Source organism: Cohnella baijiui (assembly GCF_020731285.1).
Classification (GTDB): domain Bacteria; phylum Bacillota; class Bacilli; order Paenibacillales; family Paenibacillaceae; genus Cohnella.
The window spans coordinates 1-21,871 of sequence record NZ_JAJFOW010000042.1; the positions used below are offsets into that span (position 1 = coordinate 1).

A 21,871-nucleotide genomic window follows, 5' to 3' on the forward strand; every position below is an offset into this window, starting at 1 on the left:
GGCGACAGGGTCCGTTGTAAGCTTACGCTCGATGTTCAGTTTTCAAGGAGCAATCCTGTCTTCGCGCTCGGCCTCGTTCTTGCTGGCCTCGCAGCGGCGACTTGAATAATATATCATAGTGCGCTAGGCCGTTGCAAGAGGTATTTTTTTTCATGCCTTATATACCGTCTTGCTTGCGAGCCTTATCGCGTTGCCCGCTTCAAGAGGGGCGATTGATAATTTATCACAGCGATAGCCTATAGTCAAGCACTTTTCCGGAATTCATCGAAAAAGTTCGTCAGTGCTGCTGGCGCAGTCCCGTTGCGTATCGGGACAGCTCCCTAGGCGGCGCGATCCGGGCATACATGCGAAATACGACCTTGTACCGCTTGGTGATCGCTTCTTTCACAGGACCGTCCAGCCGGCGATCCCCCATGTCCAGCAGCATCTCGTCCAACTCTTTGCGGAGCATGTAATCCAGCTCTTTGCATTCTTTGTCCGTGAACATCATCCCTAGCATACGCGTCCGTCGGCCTCCCGTATGATCGCATCGCAGCAAGTTCGGAGCGGCGATCCGCTCCGACGCGTTTACGCGTTTTACTGTTATGCACCATTTCGGCCAGGATTATGACACGATGGCGAGGACGACTTTTACGGTTGGACGAGTTGGTAGGTCAGCGTGCTCTCCAATAGCGCCGCGACCAGCAGGAGAACGGCGATAAACAGGACGACGGGGACCGACATCTTGAGCATGCGTGCGACGTTCGCCCAGGGATCGGCCCGGCCGAAAAGCGCCCTTCCGATGCCTCGCACTACCTGGACGCCGAGGCGGATTCCGTATCCGCACGCCAGGAAGATCGCCGGCAGCTCGAAGATGCCGTGCGGCAGAATACCTTTGACGAATAACAGCCAGACATTCGCGCCTCCATCCGCCGCGAGTCCGAACAAATAACCCAGAATGACGCCGTTCAAAACCAGCATGATGATCGGCATAATCGCCGCCGCGAGACCGAGATATAGGCTCAAGACGCTCTTATACACATTGTTGAGCAGAATCGTCTTGAAAAAGGCGATTCGCGGATGGCTCGAAGCGCTGGCCTGATCGGCGAGGTTCTGCAAAGCTGCAATCTGCGAATCTAGCCAACCCATCGAACCGTGCGAGGCTCCGCCCGCCACGACGCCCGCAAAAAATAGAATAACCGCAAAGACGACATAAGGCCGCGTCTCCGCCCAAGTCGTCTTCAACGCCTGTCTCGAGAACAATCCGGATCTCCTCCTAAGTGAGCGAATAACTTGTACAGGGTCAAGCATACATTGATAGCAAGTTAAAAACGGCTTCGCGGTCTTCTCGGAAGAAAGGCGGCACGTTTTTTATCGGAGGTTCTTAAGACGAGCCGTCCGACAAGACAAGCCGCGCTTCGGAGACAAGCCGTCAGGCTGAACAATCCCCCTGAAAGGAGCCGCTTCATCGATGAACTATTTCTTCGTATGGAATGGCAGACGGATCAAGCGCGTTTTTTTTCTCACGTTGGCCGTCCTGCTCTCCGCAGGTGTCGTATGGGCCGAAAAAGACAATATCAGCGTGTTCGCTCCCCATCCTCCCGCGGCCGTCTACAACGTCCCTACGGAACGCAAAGTAATCGCCCTGACGTTCGACATCAGCTGGGGGGACAAACGGGCGGAACCGATCGTCGACATCTTGAGAAACAAAGGAGTTACGAACGCGACGTTCTTCCTGTCTTCGCCCTGGAGCAAGACGCACCCCGACCTGGTCCAGAAAATCGTAGACGCCGGCTTCGAGATCGGCAGCCACGGACACAAGCACGAAAACTACAGCCAGCTGAACGACGACGAGATTCGCACCCAGATTAACGCGGCGCACGGCATCCTCTCCGAAATGACCGGCAAAAGCCCGAACTTGATCCGGCTGCCGAACGGCGACTTCGACAAGCGGGTGCTCGCCATCGCGGAGGATCTCAACTACAAGGTCATCCAATGGGATACCGACTCGCTCGACTGGAAAAATCCGGGGGTCTCTAACATCGTGGACCGCGTCGTGACGAAGGCGCATCCCGGCGACATCGTGCTCCTGCACGCCAGCGACTCCTGCAAGCAAACGCACGAAGCGCTCCCGACGATCATCGATCAGCTGCGGGCGCAGGGCTATGAGTTCGTCACGGTCTCCCAGCTTCTGAGCCAAACCGAGACGAAGGGCGCGCCCGTCCAAGACAAGTCCGCCTGGAACCGAATGGCCGGCCCGCTCTCCATCGGCTAAGCCCGATCAACCCGCGTTGATCGTGGTCGCTTCCGAGGCGCGCGATGATCCCAGGATGCGATGCAGCCGCATAATTTGATAAGCATTGCAGATAAAGACGGGCACGATCGTAAAGACCAGCGCCGTCCACTTGCCCTCGGATTGGAAGCCGGGAACGGCCTCGACCGTCGTCACCGCAATCATATAGAACAAAGTCGGGATCCACGCCCCGGCCGTCGTCTGCGACACCTTGAGCCACGCCACTCCCAGGGACACGATCAGGAGCAGCAGCGGCACAATCCAGAAGGTCATGGCCGGGAACTTGCTGTCATAGGTCCAATAGGCGATCTCGACGAGCACGAATGCCGCGACGAAGCCCTGCAGCGCAACCCACAAATACGGTCTTTTGAAGATGCTGCGCGCGATGTAGTTAAGCATGAGATATGCGAAAAAACCCATATGGGCAAAAGCGCCGAACGAAAGCCCCGCCAGCGCCATCATAAACAGGTTGAACAGCCAGCCGTTCGCGTCCACGTCCCGAAACGTCGGATCGCAGAGCTGCATGATGGCGCCGGTCACCAAAGAAGCCGCGGCTCCAATCAAAATCGTCGTTCCGAACAGCGTCATCCATTTGCGCAAATTCAAGTGAATACCCTCCCCTGTCAGTTCAGATTCATTTTACCACGTTCAACACAAAAAGCCATGAACGCCCCCCTTATATTCGACGCGCCGAAGTCGCATACTACGACCAGAATCCCCACGGAAGGGAGAAGGTCCGGTATGCGATTGCGTATGTCGCTGGCATGCGCCCTTATGGCCGCCACGGCTTTCCTCAGCTCCTGCGGAGCCGAGTCGAGCGGCGGCGGCGGCGAACAATTGAGCTATAAAGACGTGAAATCGATGGTGGTCGACATTCTCGGGTCCCAAGAGGCCCAAGAAGCGCTCGAAAAAGCCCAGACGCAAAAGTACGGGACGAGCAGCCTTCATATGCAGTCGCTGACTCCCTCGGATCAGGAGCAGGTTCGAACGGCCGTCAAGGACGTCCTCACCTCCTCCAATTACGCCAAGGTGCTCGAGCAAATCATGACGGATACGAAGTTCGCTGGCGAGTTCGCCAAAGCGGTTAGCAAGGACAATAAGCAGATTCACAAAGATCTGCTCAAGGACCCCACCTACCAGCAAGAACTCGTCAGCGTCTTCAAATCATCGGAAATGAAGCAAGTCATTCTTGAATCGACGAAAATGCCGGAATATCGCAAGCAGATGATGAGCGCGGTCCAGGAGGCCGTTCAAAGCCCGTTGTTCAAGCTCGAGCTGATGAAAATCCTCCAGGACGTCGTAAAGGAAGAATTGAATCCCAATAAAACCAAGCCGTCCGAGCAAGGCAAAGGCGGCGGAGGCGAGGGCGGCGGAGGCGGAGGCGGCGGCCAGGGCGGAGACAGCAGCCAGCAGGAAGGCGGCGGCAACGAAAACGCCGGCGGTGGCGGCGGCAACGGTTAAGTTCTCTCGATGAATGCAAAAAAGAAACAACCGCAGGAACCCGCTCTGAGCGGGTCCTGCGGTTGTTTGGGCTTTACGGCGCTTCAGCGGCCGCAGCGCGTAATGACTTGGTCGGCCAGCGCCGCGTACTCGCGGCCGATCGGCGTGTCCGCCTTGTAGACGGACTGCGAGAAATCCGGCTCCGACGGATGATTGTCCGGCGTGCCGAGCGGGAACTGGGCGAGCAGCTCCGTATGGAGCGTCTCGGCCAGCTTGCCGCCTCCTCCACGCCCGAAGACATAGTCCCGCTTGCCGCAGGAGCCGCACTCGTAGTACGCCATGTTTTCGACGACGCCGATGATCTCGTGGTTCGTCTTGATGGCCATCGAGCCGGCGCGGGCGGCGACGAACGCCGCGGTCGCGTGCGGAGTCGTCACGATGATCTCCTTGCTCTGAGGGATGATTTGATGGACGTCGAGCGCAACGTCGCCCGTTCCCGGCGGCAGGTCGAGCAGCAGGTAGTCGAGCTCGCCCCAGTCGATCTCCGCGAAGAAGTTGCGCAGCATCTTCCCAAGCATCGGCCCCCGCCAGACGATCGGACTGTTGTCCTCGACGAAAAAACCCATCGAGATGACCTTCACCCCGAAGCGCTCGATTGGCTTGATCTTGTCGCCCACCTGCTCCGGGCGCTCTTCGATGCCCATCATATCCGGCACGCTGAACCCGTAGATGTCGCAGTCCATCAAGCCGACGCGCTTGCCGGCTCTCGCGAGCGCAGCCGCAAGGTTGACGGTGACGGTGGATTTGCCCACCCCGCCCTTGCCGCTGGCGATGGCGATGAATTCGGTTTTGCTGTCCGGATGCAGCAGCGGCGTATGTTCGAGTCCCGCGCCGTGCCCCCGCACCGGCTGCTGCTGCGGCGCCTTCGAGGCTTCCGCGCCGCCCCCGGGCGGCTGCTGCTTCGCGAGCGCCTCGGCTTCGTGCTCCGTCCGCGCGCGAAAACGCAGATGCGGCTTGCCGCCGATCTGCAGGCGCTCGAGCTTCTCCCCGATTGCCTGCTCGAGCTCCGCCGATTGCGAAAGGCTGTCGGGATGCAGGACGACCGTCAGGGACACGCCCGTCTCGCGGACCACGACATCCCGAATCCAACCCAGATCTGCCAACGGGCGCTTCAAAGTCGGCTCTTGGACCGACCGAAGCGCCTCGATCACGTCTTCTCTTGCTATCATGAAGTGTTCATCCCCCCATTTCCGCGGTTCTTATCTGTCTATTATACCACAGCCCGCTATGTCCCGTTTACTTTGCGGCGGACGAGACCGACGGAGAAGGCGAGCCGGACGGCTTCCCGGGCTTCGTCTTCCCTTCTCCCGCGCTGTATTTGAGAATCCCTCGATACAGCGCTGCGGCGACCTTTTTCTGATAGTCCTCCCCCGCGAGCAGCTTCGCCTCCTCCGGATGCGACAGAAACCCGACCTCCACGAGGGCGGAAGGCATCGGCAGCGTCTTCAGCAGATACACGTTGTCCTTCGTCAACGCGACGCGGCTCGTGTTCGCGAGCGACTCCCGGATCTCGTTCTGAATGAGCGTGGCCAAGCGGCCGCTGTCTGGGTTGCCGTCGTAGTAGAACGTCTGCGCCCCCGACCACTTGGGCGACGGGACGCTATTCATATGGACCGTCACGGCGAAGTCGGCCTTTTTGCGCTGAATCGTCGACGCGCGATTCAGCAAATCCTCCGTCTTGCGCTTGGCATAGCCCTTCCGATCGGGCGCCGCCAGATCGTGATCCCCCTCGCGGGTCAGGACGACGAGCGCCCCGGCCTGCTGCAGATAATCGCGCAGATACAGGACGATCGCCATATTGATGTCCTTCTCGATGACGCCGTCGCGGCTGACGGCCCCGCCGTCCACCCCGCCGTGCCCCGCGTCCAGCGCGATTACTTTGCCCGCTAGCGGCGTGGACAGGTACGTCCCTCCCGTCTCGGTCGTCGGAATCTCCGCATAGAGCAAATAGCTGACGAGCGCCAGCAGTCCCGCGATCGCCGCGAGCCGAAAGACGCCCTTGCGGGTCATCCAGACGACGACGCGCCGGCGCGGCGGCGTGTATCGCGTCCGCCCGCCTTGATCTTGTTCGATTTTGCCCATAAATAAGCCCACCCCGCCCCCGACGATGTTCGCTACATCATCCTATGGGACAGGGTGGACAAATATACCTCGGATCCGGACTTGCCTTTAAACCAACTGCTCCCTGGCGGACTCGGCCATGCCTTCGATCAGGATCTTGGCCACTTCCGGACGGGAGAACTCCGGCGGCGGGCAGGTACCCTCGCGCAGCAGCGCGCGAACCTTCGTTCCCGACAGCGTCAGATGGTCTTCCTTGCCGTGCGGGCACGTCTTGCTCGAAGCCATATTGCCGCACTTGGTGCAGAAGAAGCTATGCTCAAAGTAGAGCGGCGTAATGCCGAGTTCTTCGGGTTTGAAGCTCTTGAGCAAATCCTGCGCTTCGTACGTGCCGTAGTAATCGCCGACGCCCGCATGGTCGCGGCCGACGATGAAGTGCGTGCAGCCGTAATTTTTGCGGACCATGGCGTGGAAGATCGCCTCGCGCGGCCCCGCGTAGCGCATCGCCGCCGGGAAGACGCCGAGGAAGACGCGGTCCGCCGGATAGTAGTTCTCCAGCAGCGCCAGATACGACTTCATCCGCACGTTCGCCGGCACGTCGTCGGACTTGGTCTCGCCGACGAGCGGGTTCAGGAACAGCGCGTCTACAATCTCCATCGCGCATTTCTGAATGTACTCGTGTGCGCGGTGCACCGGATTTCGGGTCTGGAAGCCGACGATCGTGCGCCAGCCCTTCTCCGCGAAGATGCGGCGCGTCTCCGCCGGGTCAAAGTAGTATTCGTTGAACTTCTCCGGCTGCGGCCGGTTCAGCACCTTGACCGCGCCGCCGACGTACGTGTCCGGACGCTCGAACAGCTTGACGACGCCGGGGTGTTCGAGGTCGTCGGTTTTGAATACCTGTACGGCCTCATGTTTCTTGTCAACCTTGTATAGACTATCGATATCGATGATGCCGTAGACGACGCCGTCCGTTTCGCCGACGAGGGCGGCGCGCTGTCCGACGGACAGCCTGGAGGCCTGTTCGTCCGTCACAGCCAGCGTAATCGGGATGCTCCATACCGTCCCGTTCGCGAGCCGCATCGTGTCGACGACCGATTTGTAGTCCGCTTCGTTCAGGAATCCGGTCAGCGGGCTGAAAGCGCCGACGCCGATCAGATCGAGGTCCGAGATCGTCCAGTTGTTCACGGCGATCGCCGTCAGGCTCTTCGCCTCCGCCAGCAGCGAATCACGCTCTGCGCCTGATGCGATCCGGTTAATCAACGTTCCGCCGTGCGGTTGAATTGCGCTCATGGATGTGCCTTTCTCCTCTCCGATTATCCGCCTGCCGGCTTATTTATGCAGACCGCATTCGGTCTTCTCTTGACCGGCCCAACGTCCAGCGCGCGGGTCTTCGCCCGGCATGACCTTGCGCGTGCAGTACTCGCACCCGATGGACGGATAGTTCTGATCGTGCAGCGGATTGTAGATGACGTTGTTCTCGCGAATATAATTCCACACGTCTTCCGAAGTCCAGGACGCGATCGGATTGAATTTGACCAGACCGAACTTGACGTCGTACTCGACCTTCTTCGCATTGGCGCGGGTAGGCGCCTGGTCCCGCCGAATGCCCGTGATCCAAGCGTCGTATTGGCCGAGAATGCGCGTGAGGGGCTCGACTTTGCGGATGTTGCAGCATGCGTTGGCGTCGCGCTTCCACAGCTCGTCGCCGTATTCGGCGGCTTGCGCTTCCGGCGTCAACAGTGGGCTGACGCGGACGAATTTAAGGCCGTACCGCTCAACCATGCGGTCGCGCGTCTCGTACGTCTCTTTGAAGTGGAAGTCCGTGTCCAGATAGAAAATATCCGTCTTCGGGCTGATCTTCTGCAGCATGTCGACCAGCACCACGTCCTCCGCGCCGAAGCTGCAGGCGAACGTGATCTTCGGGAACGTCTCCACCGCCCAGCGGATTACCGTCTCGGGAGAAGCCTGCTCGAATTCCTCCGCTTTTTCGCGGATGAGCGCTTCTTTTTCCAACAAATTCATCCGTCTACACCCCTCGTGACAAGTTCAATGTACCATGATCGTTTTGTTCACGAATCAGAAAGGATAAGCATGGCCTATCCTTCGCTGATCCGCCTACGATAAAAACGTGTCGCCGTCCGGGTAGACGGCAAAGCCGTTTTTACTTGGTTCATTAATTGTACGCTTTCTGATCGGATTATTCAACATAGTAACACAAACTTTTATCCAAAATAAAATAAAGTCCCCCAAACAGATGCAAAAAGCCTTCCCGGACCGTCTGAGCGACAGCGGGAAGGCTTGTATGAAACGAATTAGCGTTTGGAGAATTGAGGCGCGCGGCGAGCCGCTTTGAGGCCGTACTTCTTACGTTCCTTCATGCGCGGGTCGCGCGTCAGGAAACCGGCTTTCTTCAGAGGCGAACGCAGCTCCGGATCTGCCTTCAGCAGCGCCCGGGAAATGCCGTGGCGGATTGCGCCGGCTTGGCCGGACATACCGCCGCCGTGTGCCAATACGACGATGTCGTATTTGCCGGCCGTCTCGGTCAGGTTCAGCGGTTGCTTGACGATCAGCTTGAGCGTCTCCAGACCGAAGTATTCGTTGATGTCGCGTTTGTTGATGACGATGCGGCCTTCACCCGGCACGAGACGAACGCGCGCTACCGAATGTTTCCGTCGGCCTGTTCCAATATATTGCACTTGAGCCATTGGTAGGTCCTCCCTCTCGATTAACCGCGAAGTTCGTAAACTTCAGGTTGTTGTGCTTGATGCGGGTGCTCCGAGCCGGCATAGACTTTGAGCTTCGTTTGGAGCTGGTGGCCCAGCTTGTTCTTCGGAAGCATGCCGTATACGGCCAGTTCGATCAGACGGGCAGGCTTCTTTTGGATCATTTCGCCAGCCGTCGTCGTTTTCAGACCGCCCGGATAGTGGGAGTGCGTGTAGTATTTCTTTTGCTGCAGCTTCTTGCCGGTGAGGTGGATCTTCTCAGCATTGATAACGACGACGAAATCGCCGGTGTCGACATGCGGAGTGAATTCCGGCTTGTGCTTGCCGCGGATCAGGGCAGCCGCTTCGGTAGCCAGACGGCCGAGCGTTTTGCCTTCGGCGTCGATGACGTACCACTTGCGCTCGACTTCGTTCGGCTTCGCCATGTAAGTTGTACGCATGTTACTTCCTCCTTCAAAAATGCTTATCCGTTGTATGTCGCGCTGACATATGGGTTGTCGTTCATTCGTTGTTAAGGTCGGGTGTTGCGGTTCGGCGTCGCAGCGTCCGGTATGCCGTCTTCGGGTAGACAAACCTGCCGTGCGTGCCATTTTGCGGCTCTCTCCAGTCGGGGCCGTGGGTAGCCATGAAGAAAGCACAATGATTATTGTACATGATAACGCCCAGCTCCGCAAGCGAAAAATCGCCGCAAACCGCATTAAAGATAAGGCGAGCGCCAATCGAGTCCCCACTCCGGTCCGTACTCGACCTCCCAGAGCGTCAGCGCGTGCGGAACGGCCGTCGGTCCGGCCTTGGCGCGGTCTTTGGCCGCCAAAATATCGGCCATCGCGGACGGCGGGCGTTTGCCTTCGCCGACCTGGAAGATCGTTCCCGCGATGATGCGCACCATATTGTAGAGAAACCCGTTGCCGGTCACGGTGAGGTAGCCCACGCCGCGGCCTGATGCTTCTCCGCCGGGACCGATCCGCTCCAGCGTAAGCGAGGCTTCGTATAGCGTCCGGACGTGATGCGGCTTGGTGGACAGCGGCGAAGTGAAGGAGGAAAAGTCGTGCCGGCCGAGGAGATGCGTCAGCCCTTCCCGCATCGCGCCGAACTGCAGCGGCGCCGGGTGGTGGAACATACGCGTCCGAGCAAAAACGTCCGGGAAGCGGAACGTGTTGAAAGCGTACCGGTACGTCTTGCGGACGGCGCTCCGGCGCGCGTGGAACGCCTCGGGGACCTCGGCCGCCGCCAGCACGACGATGTCGTCCGGCAGCCGCGAGTTCAGCGCCAGCGCCCAGCGCTCCGCCGGAATGCTCGAGGACGAGCAGAAGTTGACGACCTGGCCTTGGGCGTGAACGCCCGCATCCGTCCGGCCGGAGCCGGTGAGCCGCACTTCCTCTCCGCTCAGCTTGAAGATGGCCTCCTCCAGCTTGTTCTGTACCGTATTGCCGCCGGGCTGGCTCTGATAGCCGTAGTAGGCGGCTCCGTCGTAGCTCACTAGCAGGGCAATGTTTCGCACCGCTATCCCCCTCCCGATCGTCCGTCGCGGCGTCTCCGCACAAAAAAAGGATGATCCGAATGAGGATTCGGTCCATCCTTTTTTGCTCCGTGCTTACGCGCGGTCTACGAGCTCGAGGTACACCATCGGAGCAGAATCTCCGCGGCGCGGCCCCAGCTTCAGGATGCGGGTGTAGCCGCCCGGACGCTCCGCGTAACGCGGCGCGAGATCGGAGAACAATTTCTGGATGGCATCTTGTTCACCGTTCAGGCTCTCCCGACGCACGAAAGCCGCTACCTGACGACGAGCATGCAGATCACCGCGCTTGGCGAGCGTGATCAGCTTCTCGGCGATGGAGCGAACTTCCTTGGCTTTCGCTTCCGTCGTTTGGATACGTTCGTAAAGGAACAGGTCGGTGACCAGGTCGCGGAAGAGCGCCTTCCGGGAGCTGGAGTCACGACTCAGTTTTTGGTAAGCCATCTGTTTTTCCCTCCCTTATCGCTTGATGCTTTGTGTAGGCTGCGTTACTCTTCGAAACGAAGGCCGAGCCCAAGCTCTTCAAGCTTCTCTTGCACTTCCTCCAAAGACTTGCGGCCCAGGTTGCGGACCTTCATCATGTCTTCTTCGGTTTTGGTGATCAGCTCTTGAACGGTGTTGATACCGGCGCGCTTCAGGCAGTTGTAGGAACGGACCGAGAGATCGAGCTCTTCGATGGTCATCTCGAGCACTTTCTCCTTCTTGTCCTCTTCCTTCTCCTTCATCGTCTCGGTATCCTTGGCTTCGTCTGTGAGTCCGACGAACAGCGACAAGTGATCCGTAAGGATCTTGGCGCCCAAACTGACCGCTTCTTCCGGTCGAATACTGCCGTCCGTCCATACTTCGAGCGTGAGCTTATCGTAGTTGGTAACTTGGCCGACACGGGTGTTTTCGACTTTATAGTTGACGCGGGTAATCGGCGTGTAGATCGAATCGATGGGAATGACTCCGATCGGCTGATCTTCCTTCTTGTTGCGATCCGCCGGGACGTAACCCCGTCCCTGTCTGGCAAAGATGCGCATGTGAAGGCGCGCACCGGAAGCCAGGGTCGCGATGTGCAAATCCGGATTCAGGATTTCCACGTCGCTGTCCGCTCTGATGTCACCGGCCGTCACGACGCCTTCGCCCTCAGCATCGATCTCGAGCACTTTCTCCTCGTCCGAATGAATCTTGAGCGAAAGGCGCTTCAAGTTGAGGATGATCTCCGTGACATCCTCCATGACGCCCGGAATGGTGGAGAACTCATGAAGCACGCCATCAATCTGGACCGAAATGACGGCCGCGCCCGGCAAGGACGACAGCAAGATGCGGCGTAAAGAGTTGCCGAGCGTCATGCCATAGCCGCGTTCCAGCGGCTCGACGACAAAGCGGCCGTACCTCTTGTCTTCCTGTATCTCCACCGACTCAATTTTCGGCTTCTCGATCACAATCACAACCATAACCCTCCTTCAAAACGTCGCTACGTCGCTGACGTTGCCGTTTGTCTACCCTCAAGTTCGTCTGGTCATCGATTCTCCGCTCTTCCAGTATAACCGAAAAGGGTAAACCATGTAGTATGCCTAACCATTACAACCATTATTCACAAGTTGTTTTTGTTTGATACCACATTGGGGCGCGTATTATACGCGGCGACGTTTCGGAGGACGGCAGCCGTTGTGCGGAATCGGCGTAACGTCTTTGATCATGCTGACTTCGAGGCCAGCGGCTTGCAAGGAACGGATCGCGGCTTCGCGACCTGCGCCAGGGCCTTTAACCATGACTTCGACGGCGCGCATGCCATGCTCCATCGCTGCGCGGGCTGCCGTTTCGGCTGCCATTTGCGCGGCGTACGGCGTGCTTTTACGCGAGCCTTTGAAGCCCATGTTGCCGGAGCTGGCCCAGGAGACGGCGTTGCCGTGCGGATCCGTAATCGTCACGATCGTGTTGTTGAACGTCGAGCGAACGTGTGCCACGCCCGACTCGATATTCTTCCGGTCACGACGCTTGGTACGAACGACCTTTTTGCCTTTTTGTGCCATGCTAGTTATCCCCCCTTATTACTTCTTCTTGTTAGCTACCGTGCGACGCGGGCCTTTGCGCGTGCGCGCATTGGTCTTCGTGCGTTGGCCGCGAACCGGCAGGCCGCGACGATGGCGAACACCGCGATAGCAGCCGATCTCGATCAGGCGCTTGATGTTCAACGCGATTTCGCGACGAAGATCGCCCTCGACCTTTTGCGTCTTGTCGATCGCATCGCGCAGGCGAGCAAGCTCGTCTTCGGTCAGATCGCGGACGCGGGTGTCGGGGTTGATAGCAGCCGTAGCGAGCAGCTTCTGGGACGTCGCTTTGCCGATCCCGAAGATGTACGTCAGGGCGATTTCCACGCGCTTGTCGCGGGGAAGGTCAACACCACTAATACGTGCCATGTGTCAGGAGCACCTCCTCTTAGCCTTGTTTTTGTTTGTGCTTCGGATTTTCGCAGATAACCATTACGTTACCTTTGCGGCGAATGACTTTGCATTTTTCGCAAATCGGTTTGACCGATGGTCTCACCTTCATGGTATTACGCCTCCTTAAGTGCGGCTGTCCGCCTCGCGCCCGGGGGACGCGCGGAGGTGCCGACCGTTACGTGTGGTTCGGTTGACCGGAAGAACTATTTGCGGTAAGTGATACGGCCTCGCGTCAGATCATATGGCGACAGCTGAATCACGACTTTGTCACCCGTCAGGATCCGGATGAAGTGCATCCGCAGCTTGCCGGAGACGTGCGCCAGAATTTCGTGTCCGTTCTCGAGCTTCACCCGGAACATCGCGTTCGGTAGCGGCTCGATGACTACGCCTTCCACTTCGATAACGTCCTCTTTGGCCACCGTCATTCTCCTTTCTCTTCAGCATGCGCTTCGAGCCGTCGCTGGACGCTTTGAACCGCAAACCGGAGTTTGCCGTTCGTGACGCGTCCGGTATCGCGAAGACTGTTCGCGACTTCATCGTTCACGATCCCGAGCGGTTCGAGATGCAGCACGTTTTTGCGTTTGGGCCGATCGAACCGGCGTTTGTCGCCGTCGGCCACGAGCGCGAATCGCTCGTCTGCGAGGGCGATCACCACGGCGATCTGCCCTTCGTCCTTGCCACGCCGGCTTCTCACGAGTTCTCCAGGAGACAGCTTTGACGAGTCCGCCATCGCCATCTCCTATTCGCCCGTCCGGGTCAGAATCTCGTACCCGTCTTCGGTTACGGCGATGGTATGCTCAAAGTGCGCGCACAGCGAGCCGTCCACGGTGACGACCGTCCAGTTGTCGGAGAGCGTCCGAACGTAGCGGCTGCCGAGGTTGACCATCGGCTCGATCGCGAGCACCATGCCCGGCTTGAGCCGCGGCCCGCGGTCGGGCACGCCGTAGTTCGGAATTTGCGGTTCTTCATGCAGTTCTTGCCCGACGCCGTGTCCGACATACTCGCGCACGACATGCATGCCCGCGTCTTCGATCACTTTCTGGATGGCGTGCGATACGGTGAACAGGCGGACATCCGGCTTGACGAGCGCCAGCCCCGCGTAGAGCGAAGCTTCCGTGACGTCCAGGAGACGTTGGGCCTCCTCCGAGATGCTGCCGACTCCGTAGGTCCACGCCGAATCGCCGTGGTAGCCTTTGTACTGCGCGCCGATGTCGATGCTGATGATATCGCCCTCAACGAGCTTCCGCGGTCCGGGGAACCCGTGTACGAGCTCCTCGTTGACGGAAGCGCAGATGCTGGCCGGAAAACCGTTGTAGCCTTTGAACGAGGGAACGGCATCTTGGCTTCGGATATACTCGTCGGCGATCCGATCCAATTCGGCGGTCGTAACGCCGGGCCGCACGGCCTGCTTCATCAGGCGGTGCGTCTCTGCCACGATCCGACCAGCTTCCCGCATCAATTTCAGTTCCGATTCGGACTTACATACGATCATGGCCGGTTACCCTCTCAGGAGGGAGGCGATGTCGGCCGTAACCGCGTCGATGTCCTTCTCCCCGTCCACTTCTCGGAGCAGTCCTTTGTCGCCGTAATACGCAAGCAGCGGTGCCGTCTTGCTGATGTACTCGTCAAGACGGGTTCCGACCTTCTCTTCCGTGTCGTCGGACCGCTGGTACAGCTCGCCGCCGCATTTGTCGCAGACGCCTTCCTGCTTCGGCGGGTTGAAGATGACATGATAGGTGGAGCCGCAAGACTTGCAGATCCGCCGGCCCGTCAGGCGAGCCAACAGGAAGCTGCGGTCCACCTTCAGGTTGATGACGTGATCGATCTTGCGCCCCATGTCGGCCAGCATCTCGTCCAGCGCCTCGGCTTGAGCCAGCGTCCGGGGGAACCCGTCGAGCAGAAAGCCCTTTTCGCAGTCAGACAGAGACAGCCGGTCGCGTACGATGCCGTTCGTCACTTCGTCAGGAACGAGGAGGCCTTGATCCACGTACTCCTTGGCTTTGACGCCAAGCGCGGTGCCTTCCTTCATCGCCAGACGGAATGCGTCGCCGGTCGAGATATGCGGAACGCCGAACTCGGCGACGATCCGCTCCGCCTGCGTGCCTTTGCCGGCGCCAGGAGGACCCATAAACAGGATGTTCATTGCCGTTCCTCCTGCATGTACCTCAGTTTACTTGCTCTTACTTATTGATGAACCCTTTGTAGTGGCGCTTGATCAGGTTGCTCTCGATTTGCTTCATCGTCTCCAGCGCGACGCCGATGACGATCAGCAGCGACGTACCGCCGAGCTGTACCGACTTCGGCAGCCCGAAGGCCGAGCCGAAGATGACCGGAATAATCGAGATGACAGCCAGGAAGAGCGCCCCGGCCAGGGTGATGCGGGTGATGACCTTCATCAGGTAACCTGCCGTCGGCTTGCCTGGGCGGATGCCCGGGATGTAGCCGCCGTTCTTCTTCATGTTGTCCGCAAGCTGCTGCGGGTTGAACTGAACGAACGTGTAGAAGAACGTGAACCCGACGATCAGCAGGATGTAGAACACCATGCCGAGCGGCTTGTCGTAGTACAGGTGGGTGATGATCCAGTTCGCCCAAGTGTAACCTGCCCAGAACTGGGCGATCGTGATCGGGAACATGAGGAGCGAGGAAGCGAAGATGACCGGGATGACGCCGGCGCCATTAACCTTGAGCGGAATGTGCGTCGACTGGCCTCCGTACATCTTTTGTCCGACTACGCGCTTTGCGTATTGGACCGGAATCTTCCGCACGCCTTGCTGAATGAAGATGACGCCTACGATGATCGCGAGGATCGCCACCAGGATGATGACCATCTTCAGGACCGCCCAGAAGACTTGATCTCCATTCACGAACTGATCTTGGTAAATCTCCTGAATGTAAGTCGGGATCCGAGAAACGATCGCCGCAAACATCAGGATGGAAATGCCGTTGCCGATCCCCTTCTCGTTGATCTGCTCACCGAGCCACATAAGGAAAGCCGTACCGGCCGTCAACACGATCGCAATCATGATGTAGGTGGCAGGGGTAGGGTCGATCACCATTTGCGCGCCGTACAGGCGGTTGAAGCCGATCGCGGTCGCAAATGCTTGGATCACGCCGAGGATGATCGTGCCGTACCGGGTGATTTGCGCCAGCTTGCGCTTGCCGTTCTCGCCTTCCTTCGCCCACTCCGCAAACTTCGGAATGACGTCCATGGAGAGCAGCTGCACGATGATCGATGCCGTGATGTACGGCATGATCCCGAGCGCGAAGATCGAGAAGTGGAACAAAGCGCCGCCGGAGAACGTGTTGAGCAGGCCGAACAATTCATTGCCTTGAGTGTTCGCCGCTTCCAATGCGCTCTTGTCGATGTTGGGCACCGGGATGAACGAACCGACGCGGTAAACGAGCAGAATGAAAAGGGTGAACAGGATCCTCTTGCGAAGGTCCTCAACTTTCCAAATGTTGGTTACGGTCGCAAACATTAGATCACCTCGGAGTTACCGCCGGCGGCCTGGATTTTTTCTGCTGCGGATTTGGAGAACTTGTGAGCTTTGACGGTCAGGGCTACCGTCAGCTCGCCGCCTGCCAAAATCTTGATGCCGTCTTTCGGATTCTTGACGATCCCTTGAGCGAGCAGCAGCTCAGGCGTTACTTCCGTGCCGGCCGCAAAGCCGTTCAGTTGGTCCAGGTTCACGATCGCGAATTCAGTCGCAAAGCGGTCGTTGTTGAAGCCACGCTTCGGAAGTCGGCGGTACAACGGGTTTTGGCCACCTTCGAATCCCGGACGGACGCCGCCGCCGGAACGGGCGTTTTGCCCTTTGTGACCGCGGGTGGACGTTTTGCCCATGCCGCTACCGATGCCGCGACCGACGCGTTTGCGGCTGAACTTGGATCCTTCTGCAGGAGACAGTTCATGCAATTTCATCGTTCGTCGCACCTCCTTGATTGATATGCGTTATCTTGGCGTAATGACTTTATACTTCCTCGACGGTGATCAGGTGGCTCACCGTGTTCACCATGCCGCGGATGGCCGCGTTGTCTTCTTTGACAACGACGGAGTTAACTTTGCGCAGACCCAGCGATTGGATCGTTTGGCGCTGATTCTCCGGACGGCCGATCAGACTGCGCTTGAGGGTGATTTGCAACTTCGCCATCTTCTACCCCTCCTTAACCTAACAGCTCTTCCACGGTTTTGCCGCGGAGCTTCGCCACGTCTTCGGCGCGTTTCAGTCGGGAAAGACCTTCCAACGTCGCGTTAACCATGTTAATCGAGTTGGAGGACCCCAGCGATTTCGTCAAAATATCGCCGACGCCAGCCAGTTCCAGCACGGCGCGGACAGGACCGCCCGCGATAACGCCCGTACCTTCGGATGCCGGTTTCAGCAACACTTTGCCGGCGCCGAACTGACCCGTAACGGCGTGCGGAATCGTCTTGCCAACGAGCGGAACGTAAATCAGATTTTTCTTTGCGTCTTCAATGCCTTTGCGGATGGCGTCCGGCACTTCGCCGGCTTTGCCGATCCCGGCGCCAACCCAACCCTTGCCGTCGCCGACAACGACGAGTGCGCTGAAGCTGAACCGGCGACCGCCCTTGACGACTTTGGAAACGCGGTTGATCTGGACCATTTTTTCAGTCAGTTCCAACGTATTCGGATCTACACGCAAGTCGTTTACCCTCCTTGTTTCCGTGATTGTTTAAAACTGAAGACCGGCTTCGCGAGCTGCGTCCGCCAGTGCTTGGATGCGTCCGTGGTACAGGTAGCCGCCGCGATCGAATACGACGTTCTCGTAGCCTTTCGCCTTGGCGCGCTCTGCGACCAGTTGACCGACTTTGCGAGCCGCTTCGACGTTGCCGCCGTTGCCTACTTCGCCCAGTTCTTTGTCCAGCGTCGATGCCGATGCCAGGGTTACGCCCTTGACGTCGTCGATCAGCTGAGCGTAGATATGCTTCGCAGAACGGAACACGGTGAGGCGGGGACGTTCGTTCGTGCCGCTGATTTTCTTGCGCACGCGCAGGTGGCGTTTCAAGCGGGCTTTGTTCTTGTCGCCTTTGGTGATCATTCCGAGATTCACTCCCTTCTAGCTGCAACCGTCATGCGCAACGGGCGTTGCGGCGGTTGTCAGCACTATGACGCGGCCTTACGCCGCGGACCGATTATTTCTTCTTGCCGGCTTTGCCTTCCTTGCGGATGATGCGCTCGCCTTCGTACTTGATGCCTTTGCCTTTGTAAGGCTCCGGCGGACGAACGGCGCGTACCTTCGCCGCGATGGCGCCGACGGCTTCTTTGTCGATGCCTTTGATGATGATGCGGTTTTGAGCCGGCACTTCGAACTCGATGCCGCCTTCCGGTACGAATTCAACCGGGTGGGAGTAACCGACGTTCAGGACGAGCTTCTCGCCCGCCTTGTTCGCGCGGTAACCGACGCCCACGAGCTCGAGGTTCTTCGAGTAGCCCTCGGTTACGCCGCCGACCATGTTGGCGACGACGCTGCGCGTCGTGCCGTGCAGGGCGCGGTGAAGCTTGTTGTCGGAAGGACGCTCGACCGTGATCACGTCGGCTTCGATAACGAGCTTCATATCTTTGTGCAGTTCGCGGGTCAAGGAGCCTTTCGGACCTTTGACGGTAATGACGTTGTTGTCCAGGTTCACGTTCACGCCGTTAGGCACCTGGATAGGTTTACGTCCGATACGGGACATGGGTACACCTCCTATCTTGTAACGGTTATATTACCAAACGTAGCAAAGAACTTCGCCGCCGGACTTCCCTTGACGGGCTTCCTTGTCGGTCAGAATGCCTTTGGACGTAGAGATGATCGCGATGCCGAGGCCGCCCAGCACGCGAGGAACTTCGTTGGACTTCGTGTAAACGCGCAGGCCGGGTTTGCTGATGCGTTTCAGCCCCGTAATGACGCGCTCGTTGTTCGGTCCGTATTTCAGGAAAATACGGATCAGCCCTTGCTTGTTGTCTTCGACGAATTCAGCGTCGCGGATAAAGCCTTCGCGCTTCAGGATTTCAGCAATTTGCTTCTTCACCGTAGACGCAGGCAGTTCCACCGATTCGTGGCGGACGAGATTCGCGTTGCGAATGCGCGTCAGCATATCTGCAATGGGATCAGACATAACCATGGGGTAAACCTCCTTCCCGAACTAGGCTGATTACCAGCTCGCTTTTTTAACGCCAGGAATCTGGCCTTTGTATGCCAACTCACGGAAACAAATCCGGCAAATCTTGAACTTTTGCAGTACGGAATGCGGACGTCCGCAACGCTCGCACCGCGTGTAAGCACGGACTTGGAACTTCGGCGGGCGTTGTTGCTTGATTTTCATCGACGTTTTTGCCACTTGCTTTCACACCTCCCAAAGGGTACCTTGGCTCGCGCCAGGTCGGGCGTCGTTACTTCACGAACGGCATGCCCAGTTGGGTAAGCAGTTCGCGCGCTTCTTCGTCCGTATTCGCCGTCGTTACGATTACGATATCCATCCCGCGGATCTTGTCGACCTTGTCGTACTCGATTTCGGGGAAGATCAGTTGCTCTTTCAGACCGAGCGTGTAGTTGCCGCGGCCGTCGAACGATTTGCTCGAGATTCCGCGGAAGTCGCGTACGCGCGGAAGCGAGACGTTGAACAGCTTGTCGAGGAAGTAGTACATGCGGTCGCCGCGAAGCGTGACTTTCGCGCCGATCGGCGCGTTCTCGCGAAGGCGGAAGCCTGCGATGGACTTCTTAGCGCGGGTGATGACCGGCTTTTGACCGGCGATCTTTTGCAGATCTTCGACTGCGGAATCCAGGACTTTGGAGTTCTGAACCGCGTCGCCTACCCCCATGTTGATGACGACTTTCTCGATCTTCGGCACTTGCATTACCGATTGGTAGCTGAACTTCTGCATCAGCGCAGGAGTGATTTCATTCAGGAAACGTTCTTTCATACGTGCTGCCATGTGTCACAGTGACCTCCTTTCCTACGAAAATCGCAATTAGTCGATCTCTTGGCCGGAACGCTTCGCGATCCGGACTTTGTTGCCGTTGTCGAGCACTTTGTAGCCGATGCGAGTCGGTTTGCCGGTCTTCGGATCCACGTGCATGACGTTGGACGCGTGAATCGGCGCTTCTTGCTCGATGATCCCGCCTTGCGGGTTGTTCGTGGACGGGCGGGTATGCTTCTTGACGAGGTTTACACCTTCGACAAGCACGCGGTTCTCGCGCGGGTAAGCGGCGATGACGCGCCCCTTCTTGCCTTTGTCCTTGCCCGTGATGACGATGACGTTGTCGTCCTTCTTCACGTGCAGTTTATTGTTGTGCGATTCCAGCACTTTTTTCAAACGGGGCATGGGTACACCTCCTTGAGCTTTCTCCGTGGACTAGAGCCGGATTAGAGCACTTCCGGAGCCAGAGAAATGATTTTCATGAAATCACGTTCGCGCAACTCGCGGGCAACTGGCCCGAAGATACGGGTACCGCGCGGGCTCTTGTCTTCCTTAACGATGACGGCTGCATTCTCGTCGAATGCGATGTAGGAGCCGTCCTTGCGGCGTACCGAACGCTTCGTGCGGACGATGACGCATTTGACGACGTCGCCCTTCTTGACAACGCCGCCTGGCGTTGCTTGTTTGACGGAAGCGACAATCAGATCGCCGATATGACCGACGCGGCGTCCCGTACCACCCAGTACGCGAATGCACATCAGTTCCTTCGCACCGGAGTTGTCGGCAACGGACAGTCTCGTAAACGGTTGAATCATCGCGGGGTCCTCCTTTCAGTCCTAGATGAGGTTCCTTACAGGATAACGGCTTTCTCGGTGACTTCGACCAAGCGCCAGTTCTTGTCCTTGGACAGCTTGCGCGTCTCCATGATCTTCACGGTGTCGCCGATCTTCGCATCGTTGTTCTCGTCGTGCGCTTTGAACTTCTTCGTGTATTTGATCCGCTTGTGGTACAGGCTGTGCTTCTTGTAAGTCTCGACGGCCACCACAATCGTTTTGTCCATTTTGTCGCTCACGACTTTACCGACTTGCACTTTGCGGTTGTTGCGTTCGCTCATGGTAAATCTCCTTCCCGGAAGCGGTGATTGGGATTGTCAGCGGCGATTAGCCGATGCCCAGTTCACGCTCGCGCAAAATTGTTTTGGCCCGGGCAATTTCTTTCCGCAGCTCGCTGATGCGGTGCGGGTTGTCCAGTTGGCCGGTAGCCAGTTGGAAACGAAGGTTGAACAGCTCTTCCTTGAAGCCGGAAACTTTCTGTTCGATTTCCACCGAAGTCAAGTTACGGAATTCACTGGCCTTCATTTGCTTCACCACCCAGTTCTTCACGTTTCACAAACTTCGTCTTGATCGGCAGCTTGTGAGCCGCGAGACGCATCGCTTCACGTGCGATTTCCTCGGAGACGCCTGCGAGTTCGAACAATACCTTGCCCGGCTTCACGACGGCTACCCACTTCTCGACGTTACCTTTACCGCTACCCATCCGCACTTCGAGAGGCTTCTGAGTGATCGGCTTGGACGGGAAAATCTTGATCCAGACTTTACCGCCCCGCTTGATATAACGGGTCATGGCGATACGCGCAGATTCGATCTGGCGGTTCGTTACCCAAGAAGGCTCCAGTGCTTGCAAGCCGTATTCGCCGAAGCTTACTTCCGTGCCGCCTTTGGCGCGGCCTTTCATCTTCCCGCGATGCTGCTTGCGGTGTTTGACGCGTTTAGGGACCAACATGATTAGTTGCCTCCTTCCTCAGCGGCTCTTCTCTTCTTCGCAGGAAGGACCTCGCCGCGGTAAATCCATACTTTAACGCCGATGCGACCGTAGGTCGTGTGCGCTTCAGCCGTACCGTAGTCGATGTCTGCGCGCAGCGTATGCAGCGGAACCGTGCCTTCGCTGTAGCCTTCCGTACGTGCGATTTCCGCGCCGCCCAAACGACCGCTAACGACCGTCTTCACGCCTTTGGCGCCGGAACGGAGCGTACGTTGGATGGATTGCTTCATCGCGCGGCGGAACGAGATGCGGCGCTCGAGCTGTTGCGCGATGCTCTCGGCGACCAGGATGGCATCCAGTTCCGGATTTTTGATCTCGGAGATGTTGATGTGCACTTTCTTGCCGTTCGTCAGCTTCGTCAGCTGACCGCGGATGACTTCCACTTCCGCGCCGCCTTTGCCGATAACCATGCCGGGCTTAGCGGTATGGATCGTGACGTTGACGCGGTTCGCTGCGCGCTCGATTTCGAAACGGGATACCGCAGCGTCTTTCAGTTTATTTTTGAGGAATTCGCGGATTTTGACATCTTCCATGAGGAGGGTGCCGAAATCTTTGTCAGCGTACCATTTGGATTCCCAATCGCGGATGACGCCGATGCGAAGACCGACCGGATTTACTTTCTGACCCACACG

General features: G+C 58.1%; 36 protein-coding genes. 2 read left to right on the forward strand and 34 right to left on the reverse strand.

Translation table 11 applies throughout. The features are described 5' to 3' along the window. Positions 1-277 precede the first annotated feature (277 nt). Together LKX83_RS26370 and LKX83_RS26375 are read right to left on the reverse strand one after the other, a co-directional pair. Positions 278-499 (reverse strand): hypothetical protein, encoded by a 222-nt coding sequence (locus LKX83_RS26370; protein WP_227885837.1) that lies wholly within the window; start codon positions 497-499, stop codon positions 278-280. A gap of 131 nt (positions 500-630) precedes the next feature. Beyond that, positions 631-1,242 (reverse strand): stage II sporulation protein M, encoded by a 612-nt coding sequence (locus LKX83_RS26375; protein ID WP_227885838.1) that lies wholly within the window; start codon positions 1,240-1,242, stop codon positions 631-633. Positions 1,243-1,450: 208 nt separating this feature from the next. On the opposite strand from LKX83_RS26375, the gene pdaB reads away from it, so the two are divergent. Next, complete coding sequence (gene pdaB / locus LKX83_RS26380) at positions 1,451-2,254, forward strand: polysaccharide deacetylase family sporulation protein PdaB (RefSeq protein WP_227885839.1); 804 nt, start codon at positions 1,451-1,453, stop codon at positions 2,252-2,254. A gap of 6 nt (positions 2,255-2,260) precedes the next feature. Here pdaB and LKX83_RS26385 read toward each other — a convergent pair whose 3' ends face one another. Further along, positions 2,261-2,878, reverse strand: a complete 618-nt coding sequence (locus LKX83_RS26385) for a KinB-signaling pathway activation protein (protein WP_227885840.1) — start codon at positions 2,876-2,878, stop codon at positions 2,261-2,263. A gap of 135 nt (positions 2,879-3,013) precedes the next feature. On the opposite strand from LKX83_RS26385, the gene gerD reads away from it, so the two are divergent. Next, complete coding sequence (gene gerD / locus LKX83_RS26390; protein ID WP_227885841.1) at positions 3,014-3,733, forward strand: spore germination lipoprotein GerD; 720 nt, start codon at positions 3,014-3,016, stop codon at positions 3,731-3,733. An 83-nt stretch (positions 3,734-3,816) separates the two neighbouring features. Here gerD and LKX83_RS26395 read toward each other — a convergent pair whose 3' ends face one another. From LKX83_RS26395 to rpsC, 31 genes are all read right to left on the reverse strand, one after another. After that, entirely contained in the window at positions 3,817-4,941 is a 1,125-nt protein-coding gene (locus LKX83_RS26395) for an Mrp/NBP35 family ATP-binding protein (protein WP_227885842.1), read from the reverse strand. A 67-nt stretch (positions 4,942-5,008) separates the two neighbouring features. After that, entirely contained in the window at positions 5,009-5,854 is an 846-nt protein-coding gene (cwlD, locus tag LKX83_RS26400; protein ID WP_227885843.1) for an N-acetylmuramoyl-L-alanine amidase CwlD, read from the reverse strand. 87 nt (positions 5,855-5,941) lie between these two features. Next, complete coding sequence (gene sat / locus LKX83_RS26405) at positions 5,942-7,120, reverse strand: sulfate adenylyltransferase (protein WP_227885844.1); 1,179 nt, start codon at positions 7,118-7,120, stop codon at positions 5,942-5,944. A gap of 39 nt (positions 7,121-7,159) precedes the next feature. Further along, entirely contained in the window at positions 7,160-7,852 is a 693-nt protein-coding gene (locus tag LKX83_RS26410; protein ID WP_227885845.1) for a phosphoadenylyl-sulfate reductase, read from the reverse strand. Between the two features lie 290 nt (positions 7,853-8,142). Beyond that, positions 8,143-8,535, reverse strand: a complete 393-nt coding sequence (gene rpsI, locus LKX83_RS26415) for a 30S ribosomal protein S9 (protein ID WP_227885846.1) — start codon at positions 8,533-8,535, stop codon at positions 8,143-8,145. A 20-nt stretch (positions 8,536-8,555) separates the two neighbouring features. Continuing rightward, positions 8,556-8,993: a 50S ribosomal protein L13 gene (gene rplM / locus LKX83_RS26420; protein WP_227885847.1), complete on the reverse strand. Its 438-nt coding sequence runs from the start codon at positions 8,991-8,993 to the stop codon at positions 8,556-8,558. A 257-nt stretch (positions 8,994-9,250) separates the two neighbouring features. Then, positions 9,251-10,054 carry a tRNA pseudouridine(38-40) synthase TruA gene (gene truA, locus LKX83_RS26425; RefSeq protein ID WP_227885848.1) on the reverse strand — a complete coding sequence of 268 codons (804 nt, stop codon included), beginning with the start codon at positions 10,052-10,054 and terminating at the stop codon, positions 9,251-9,253. A 93-nt stretch (positions 10,055-10,147) separates the two neighbouring features. Further along, the gene (gene rplQ, locus LKX83_RS26430; protein ID WP_185672940.1) at positions 10,148-10,513 is read right to left on the reverse strand and encodes a 50S ribosomal protein L17; all 366 of its coding nucleotides are present in this window, start codon (positions 10,511-10,513) and stop codon (positions 10,148-10,150) included. 44 nt (positions 10,514-10,557) lie between these two features. After that, positions 10,558-11,502 (reverse strand): DNA-directed RNA polymerase subunit alpha, encoded by a 945-nt coding sequence (locus tag LKX83_RS26435; protein ID WP_185672939.1) that lies wholly within the window; start codon positions 11,500-11,502, stop codon positions 10,558-10,560. A 186-nt stretch (positions 11,503-11,688) separates the two neighbouring features. Then, entirely contained in the window at positions 11,689-12,087 is a 399-nt protein-coding gene (gene rpsK, locus LKX83_RS26440; RefSeq protein ID WP_227885849.1) for a 30S ribosomal protein S11, read from the reverse strand. 18 nt (positions 12,088-12,105) lie between these two features. Beyond that, the gene (gene rpsM, locus LKX83_RS26445) at positions 12,106-12,474 is read right to left on the reverse strand and encodes a 30S ribosomal protein S13 (RefSeq protein ID WP_227885850.1); all 369 of its coding nucleotides are present in this window, start codon (positions 12,472-12,474) and stop codon (positions 12,106-12,108) included. A 19-nt stretch (positions 12,475-12,493) separates the two neighbouring features. After that, a complete protein-coding gene (rpmJ, locus tag LKX83_RS26450) occupies positions 12,494-12,607 on the reverse strand; it encodes a 50S ribosomal protein L36 (protein WP_003333770.1) in 114 nt (37 codons plus the stop codon). Between the two features lie 94 nt (positions 12,608-12,701). After that, positions 12,702-12,917, reverse strand: a complete 216-nt coding sequence (infA, locus tag LKX83_RS26455) for a translation initiation factor IF-1 (protein WP_185672955.1) — start codon at positions 12,915-12,917, stop codon at positions 12,702-12,704. A 2-nt stretch (positions 12,918-12,919) separates the two neighbouring features. Continuing rightward, positions 12,920-13,228: a KOW domain-containing RNA-binding protein gene (locus LKX83_RS26460; RefSeq protein WP_227885851.1), complete on the reverse strand. Its 309-nt coding sequence runs from the start codon at positions 13,226-13,228 to the stop codon at positions 12,920-12,922. A 9-nt stretch (positions 13,229-13,237) separates the two neighbouring features. Then, on the reverse strand, positions 13,238-13,990 hold the full coding sequence (gene map, locus LKX83_RS26465) for a type I methionyl aminopeptidase (RefSeq protein ID WP_227885852.1): 753 nt from the start codon (positions 13,988-13,990) through the stop codon (positions 13,238-13,240). 6 nt (positions 13,991-13,996) lie between these two features. After that, on the reverse strand, positions 13,997-14,641 hold the full coding sequence (locus LKX83_RS26470) for an adenylate kinase (protein ID WP_227885853.1): 645 nt from the start codon (positions 14,639-14,641) through the stop codon (positions 13,997-13,999). Positions 14,642-14,678: 37 nt separating this feature from the next. Further along, positions 14,679-15,977 (reverse strand): preprotein translocase subunit SecY, encoded by a 1,299-nt coding sequence (gene secY, locus LKX83_RS26475; RefSeq protein WP_227885854.1) that lies wholly within the window; start codon positions 15,975-15,977, stop codon positions 14,679-14,681. Further along, the gene (rplO, locus tag LKX83_RS26480) at positions 15,977-16,420 is read right to left on the reverse strand and encodes a 50S ribosomal protein L15 (RefSeq protein WP_227885855.1); all 444 of its coding nucleotides are present in this window, start codon (positions 16,418-16,420) and stop codon (positions 15,977-15,979) included. Before rplO ends, secY begins: the two co-directional genes overlap by 1 nt. A 49-nt stretch (positions 16,421-16,469) precedes the next feature. Further along, the gene (rpmD, locus tag LKX83_RS26485) at positions 16,470-16,649 is read right to left on the reverse strand and encodes a 50S ribosomal protein L30 (protein ID WP_227885856.1); all 180 of its coding nucleotides are present in this window, start codon (positions 16,647-16,649) and stop codon (positions 16,470-16,472) included. A 13-nt stretch (positions 16,650-16,662) separates the two neighbouring features. Then, positions 16,663-17,160 (reverse strand): 30S ribosomal protein S5, encoded by a 498-nt coding sequence (gene rpsE / locus LKX83_RS26490; RefSeq protein WP_227885857.1) that lies wholly within the window; start codon positions 17,158-17,160, stop codon positions 16,663-16,665. A 30-nt stretch (positions 17,161-17,190) separates the two neighbouring features. Further along, a complete protein-coding gene (gene rplR / locus LKX83_RS26495; protein ID WP_227885858.1) occupies positions 17,191-17,556 on the reverse strand; it encodes a 50S ribosomal protein L18 in 366 nt (121 codons plus the stop codon). Positions 17,557-17,650: 94 nt separating this feature from the next. After that, a complete protein-coding gene (rplF, locus tag LKX83_RS26500) occupies positions 17,651-18,193 on the reverse strand; it encodes a 50S ribosomal protein L6 (RefSeq protein WP_227885859.1) in 543 nt (180 codons plus the stop codon). A 30-nt stretch (positions 18,194-18,223) separates the two neighbouring features. Continuing rightward, the gene (rpsH, locus tag LKX83_RS26505) at positions 18,224-18,622 is read right to left on the reverse strand and encodes a 30S ribosomal protein S8 (RefSeq protein WP_227885860.1); all 399 of its coding nucleotides are present in this window, start codon (positions 18,620-18,622) and stop codon (positions 18,224-18,226) included. Positions 18,623-18,652: 30 nt separating this feature from the next. Further along, a complete protein-coding gene (locus tag LKX83_RS26510; protein WP_090117903.1) occupies positions 18,653-18,838 on the reverse strand; it encodes a type Z 30S ribosomal protein S14 in 186 nt (61 codons plus the stop codon). A 52-nt stretch (positions 18,839-18,890) separates the two neighbouring features. Then, a complete protein-coding gene (rplE, locus tag LKX83_RS26515) occupies positions 18,891-19,433 on the reverse strand; it encodes a 50S ribosomal protein L5 (RefSeq protein WP_227885861.1) in 543 nt (180 codons plus the stop codon). A gap of 36 nt (positions 19,434-19,469) precedes the next feature. Then, positions 19,470-19,823 carry a 50S ribosomal protein L24 gene (gene rplX / locus LKX83_RS26520; RefSeq protein ID WP_227885862.1) on the reverse strand — a complete coding sequence of 118 codons (354 nt, stop codon included), beginning with the start codon at positions 19,821-19,823 and terminating at the stop codon, positions 19,470-19,472. Positions 19,824-19,864: 41 nt separating this feature from the next. Continuing rightward, the gene (gene rplN, locus LKX83_RS26525; protein ID WP_227885863.1) at positions 19,865-20,233 is read right to left on the reverse strand and encodes a 50S ribosomal protein L14; all 369 of its coding nucleotides are present in this window, start codon (positions 20,231-20,233) and stop codon (positions 19,865-19,867) included. Positions 20,234-20,268: 35 nt separating this feature from the next. After that, complete coding sequence (gene rpsQ, locus LKX83_RS26530) at positions 20,269-20,532, reverse strand: 30S ribosomal protein S17 (protein WP_185672924.1); 264 nt, start codon at positions 20,530-20,532, stop codon at positions 20,269-20,271. Between the two features lie 46 nt (positions 20,533-20,578). Then, positions 20,579-20,776 (reverse strand): 50S ribosomal protein L29, encoded by a 198-nt coding sequence (gene rpmC / locus LKX83_RS26535; protein ID WP_185672923.1) that lies wholly within the window; start codon positions 20,774-20,776, stop codon positions 20,579-20,581. Further along, positions 20,763-21,200, reverse strand: a complete 438-nt coding sequence (gene rplP / locus LKX83_RS26540; protein WP_185672922.1) for a 50S ribosomal protein L16 — start codon at positions 21,198-21,200, stop codon at positions 20,763-20,765. Before rplP ends, rpmC begins: the two co-directional genes overlap by 14 nt. A gap of 2 nt (positions 21,201-21,202) precedes the next feature. Continuing rightward, entirely contained in the window at positions 21,203-21,868 is a 666-nt protein-coding gene (gene rpsC / locus LKX83_RS26545) for a 30S ribosomal protein S3 (RefSeq protein WP_227885864.1), read from the reverse strand. Positions 21,869-21,871 lie beyond the last annotated feature (3 nt).

What these genes read in the sequence shown, in the direction of transcription:
- rplN (WP_227885863.1), bottom strand. Translation starts at nt 20,233, where the DNA reads ATGATTCAACCGTTTACGAGACTGTCCGTTGCCGACAACTCCGGTGCG.
- LKX83_RS26410 (WP_227885845.1), bottom strand. Translation starts at nt 7,852, where the DNA reads ATGAATTTGTTGGAAAAAGAAGCGCTCATCCGCGAAAAAGCGGAGGAA.
- rplM (WP_227885847.1), bottom strand. Translation starts at nt 8,993, where the DNA reads ATGCGTACAACTTACATGGCGAAGCCGAACGAAGTCGAGCGCAAGTGG.
- rplF (WP_227885859.1), bottom strand. Translation starts at nt 18,193, where the DNA reads ATGTCCCGTATCGGACGTAAACCTATCCAGGTGCCTAACGGCGTGAAC.
- rplE (WP_227885861.1), bottom strand. Translation starts at nt 19,433, where the DNA reads ATGGCAGCACGTATGAAAGAACGTTTCCTGAATGAAATCACTCCTGCG.
- rpmD (WP_227885856.1), bottom strand. Translation starts at nt 16,649, where the DNA reads ATGGCGAAGTTGCAAATCACCCTCAAGCGCAGTCTGATCGGCCGTCCG.
- rpsM (WP_227885850.1), bottom strand. Translation starts at nt 12,474, where the DNA reads ATGGCACGTATTAGTGGTGTTGACCTTCCCCGCGACAAGCGCGTGGAA.
- rplP (WP_185672922.1), bottom strand. Translation starts at nt 21,200, where the DNA reads ATGTTGGTCCCTAAACGCGTCAAACACCGCAAGCAGCATCGCGGGAAG.
- LKX83_RS26370 (WP_227885837.1), bottom strand. Translation starts at nt 499, where the DNA reads ATGCTAGGGATGATGTTCACGGACAAAGAATGCAAAGAGCTGGATTAC.
- rplO (WP_227885855.1), bottom strand. Translation starts at nt 16,420, where the DNA reads ATGAAATTGCATGAACTGTCTCCTGCAGAAGGATCCAAGTTCAGCCGC.
- secY (WP_227885854.1), bottom strand. Translation starts at nt 15,977, where the DNA reads ATGTTTGCGACCGTAACCAACATTTGGAAAGTTGAGGACCTTCGCAAG.
- rpsQ (WP_185672924.1), bottom strand. Translation starts at nt 20,532, where the DNA reads ATGAGCGAACGCAACAACCGCAAAGTGCAAGTCGGTAAAGTCGTGAGC.
- rpsK (WP_227885849.1), bottom strand. Translation starts at nt 12,087, where the DNA reads ATGGCACAAAAAGGCAAAAAGGTCGTTCGTACCAAGCGTCGTGACCGG.
- LKX83_RS26470 (WP_227885853.1), bottom strand. Translation starts at nt 14,641, where the DNA reads ATGAACATCCTGTTTATGGGTCCTCCTGGCGCCGGCAAAGGCACGCAG.
- sat (WP_227885844.1), bottom strand. Translation starts at nt 7,120, where the DNA reads ATGAGCGCAATTCAACCGCACGGCGGAACGTTGATTAACCGGATCGCA.
- cwlD (WP_227885843.1), bottom strand. Translation starts at nt 5,854, where the DNA reads ATGGGCAAAATCGAACAAGATCAAGGCGGGCGGACGCGATACACGCCG.
- LKX83_RS26460 (WP_227885851.1), bottom strand. Translation starts at nt 13,228, where the DNA reads ATGGCGGACTCGTCAAAGCTGTCTCCTGGAGAACTCGTGAGAAGCCGG.
- rplX (WP_227885862.1), bottom strand. Translation starts at nt 19,823, where the DNA reads ATGCCCCGTTTGAAAAAAGTGCTGGAATCGCACAACAATAAACTGCAC.
- gerD (WP_227885841.1), top strand. Translation starts at nt 3,014, where the DNA reads ATGCGATTGCGTATGTCGCTGGCATGCGCCCTTATGGCCGCCACGGCT.
- rpsI (WP_227885846.1), bottom strand. Translation starts at nt 8,535, where the DNA reads ATGGCTCAAGTGCAATATATTGGAACAGGCCGACGGAAACATTCGGTA.
- rplR (WP_227885858.1), bottom strand. Translation starts at nt 17,556, where the DNA reads ATGATCACCAAAGGCGACAAGAACAAAGCCCGCTTGAAACGCCACCTG.
- rpmJ (WP_003333770.1), bottom strand. Translation starts at nt 12,607, where the DNA reads ATGAAGGTGAGACCATCGGTCAAACCGATTTGCGAAAAATGCAAAGTC.
- map (WP_227885852.1), bottom strand. Translation starts at nt 13,990, where the DNA reads ATGATCGTATGTAAGTCCGAATCGGAACTGAAATTGATGCGGGAAGCT.
- rpsH (WP_227885860.1), bottom strand. Translation starts at nt 18,622, where the DNA reads ATGGTTATGTCTGATCCCATTGCAGATATGCTGACGCGCATTCGCAAC.
- pdaB (WP_227885839.1), top strand. Translation starts at nt 1,451, where the DNA reads ATGAACTATTTCTTCGTATGGAATGGCAGACGGATCAAGCGCGTTTTT.
- LKX83_RS26395 (WP_227885842.1), bottom strand. Translation starts at nt 4,941, where the DNA reads ATGATAGCAAGAGAAGACGTGATCGAGGCGCTTCGGTCGGTCCAAGAG.
- rpmC (WP_185672923.1), bottom strand. Translation starts at nt 20,776, where the DNA reads ATGAAGGCCAGTGAATTCCGTAACTTGACTTCGGTGGAAATCGAACAG.
- rplQ (WP_185672940.1), bottom strand. Translation starts at nt 10,513, where the DNA reads ATGGCTTACCAAAAACTGAGTCGTGACTCCAGCTCCCGGAAGGCGCTC.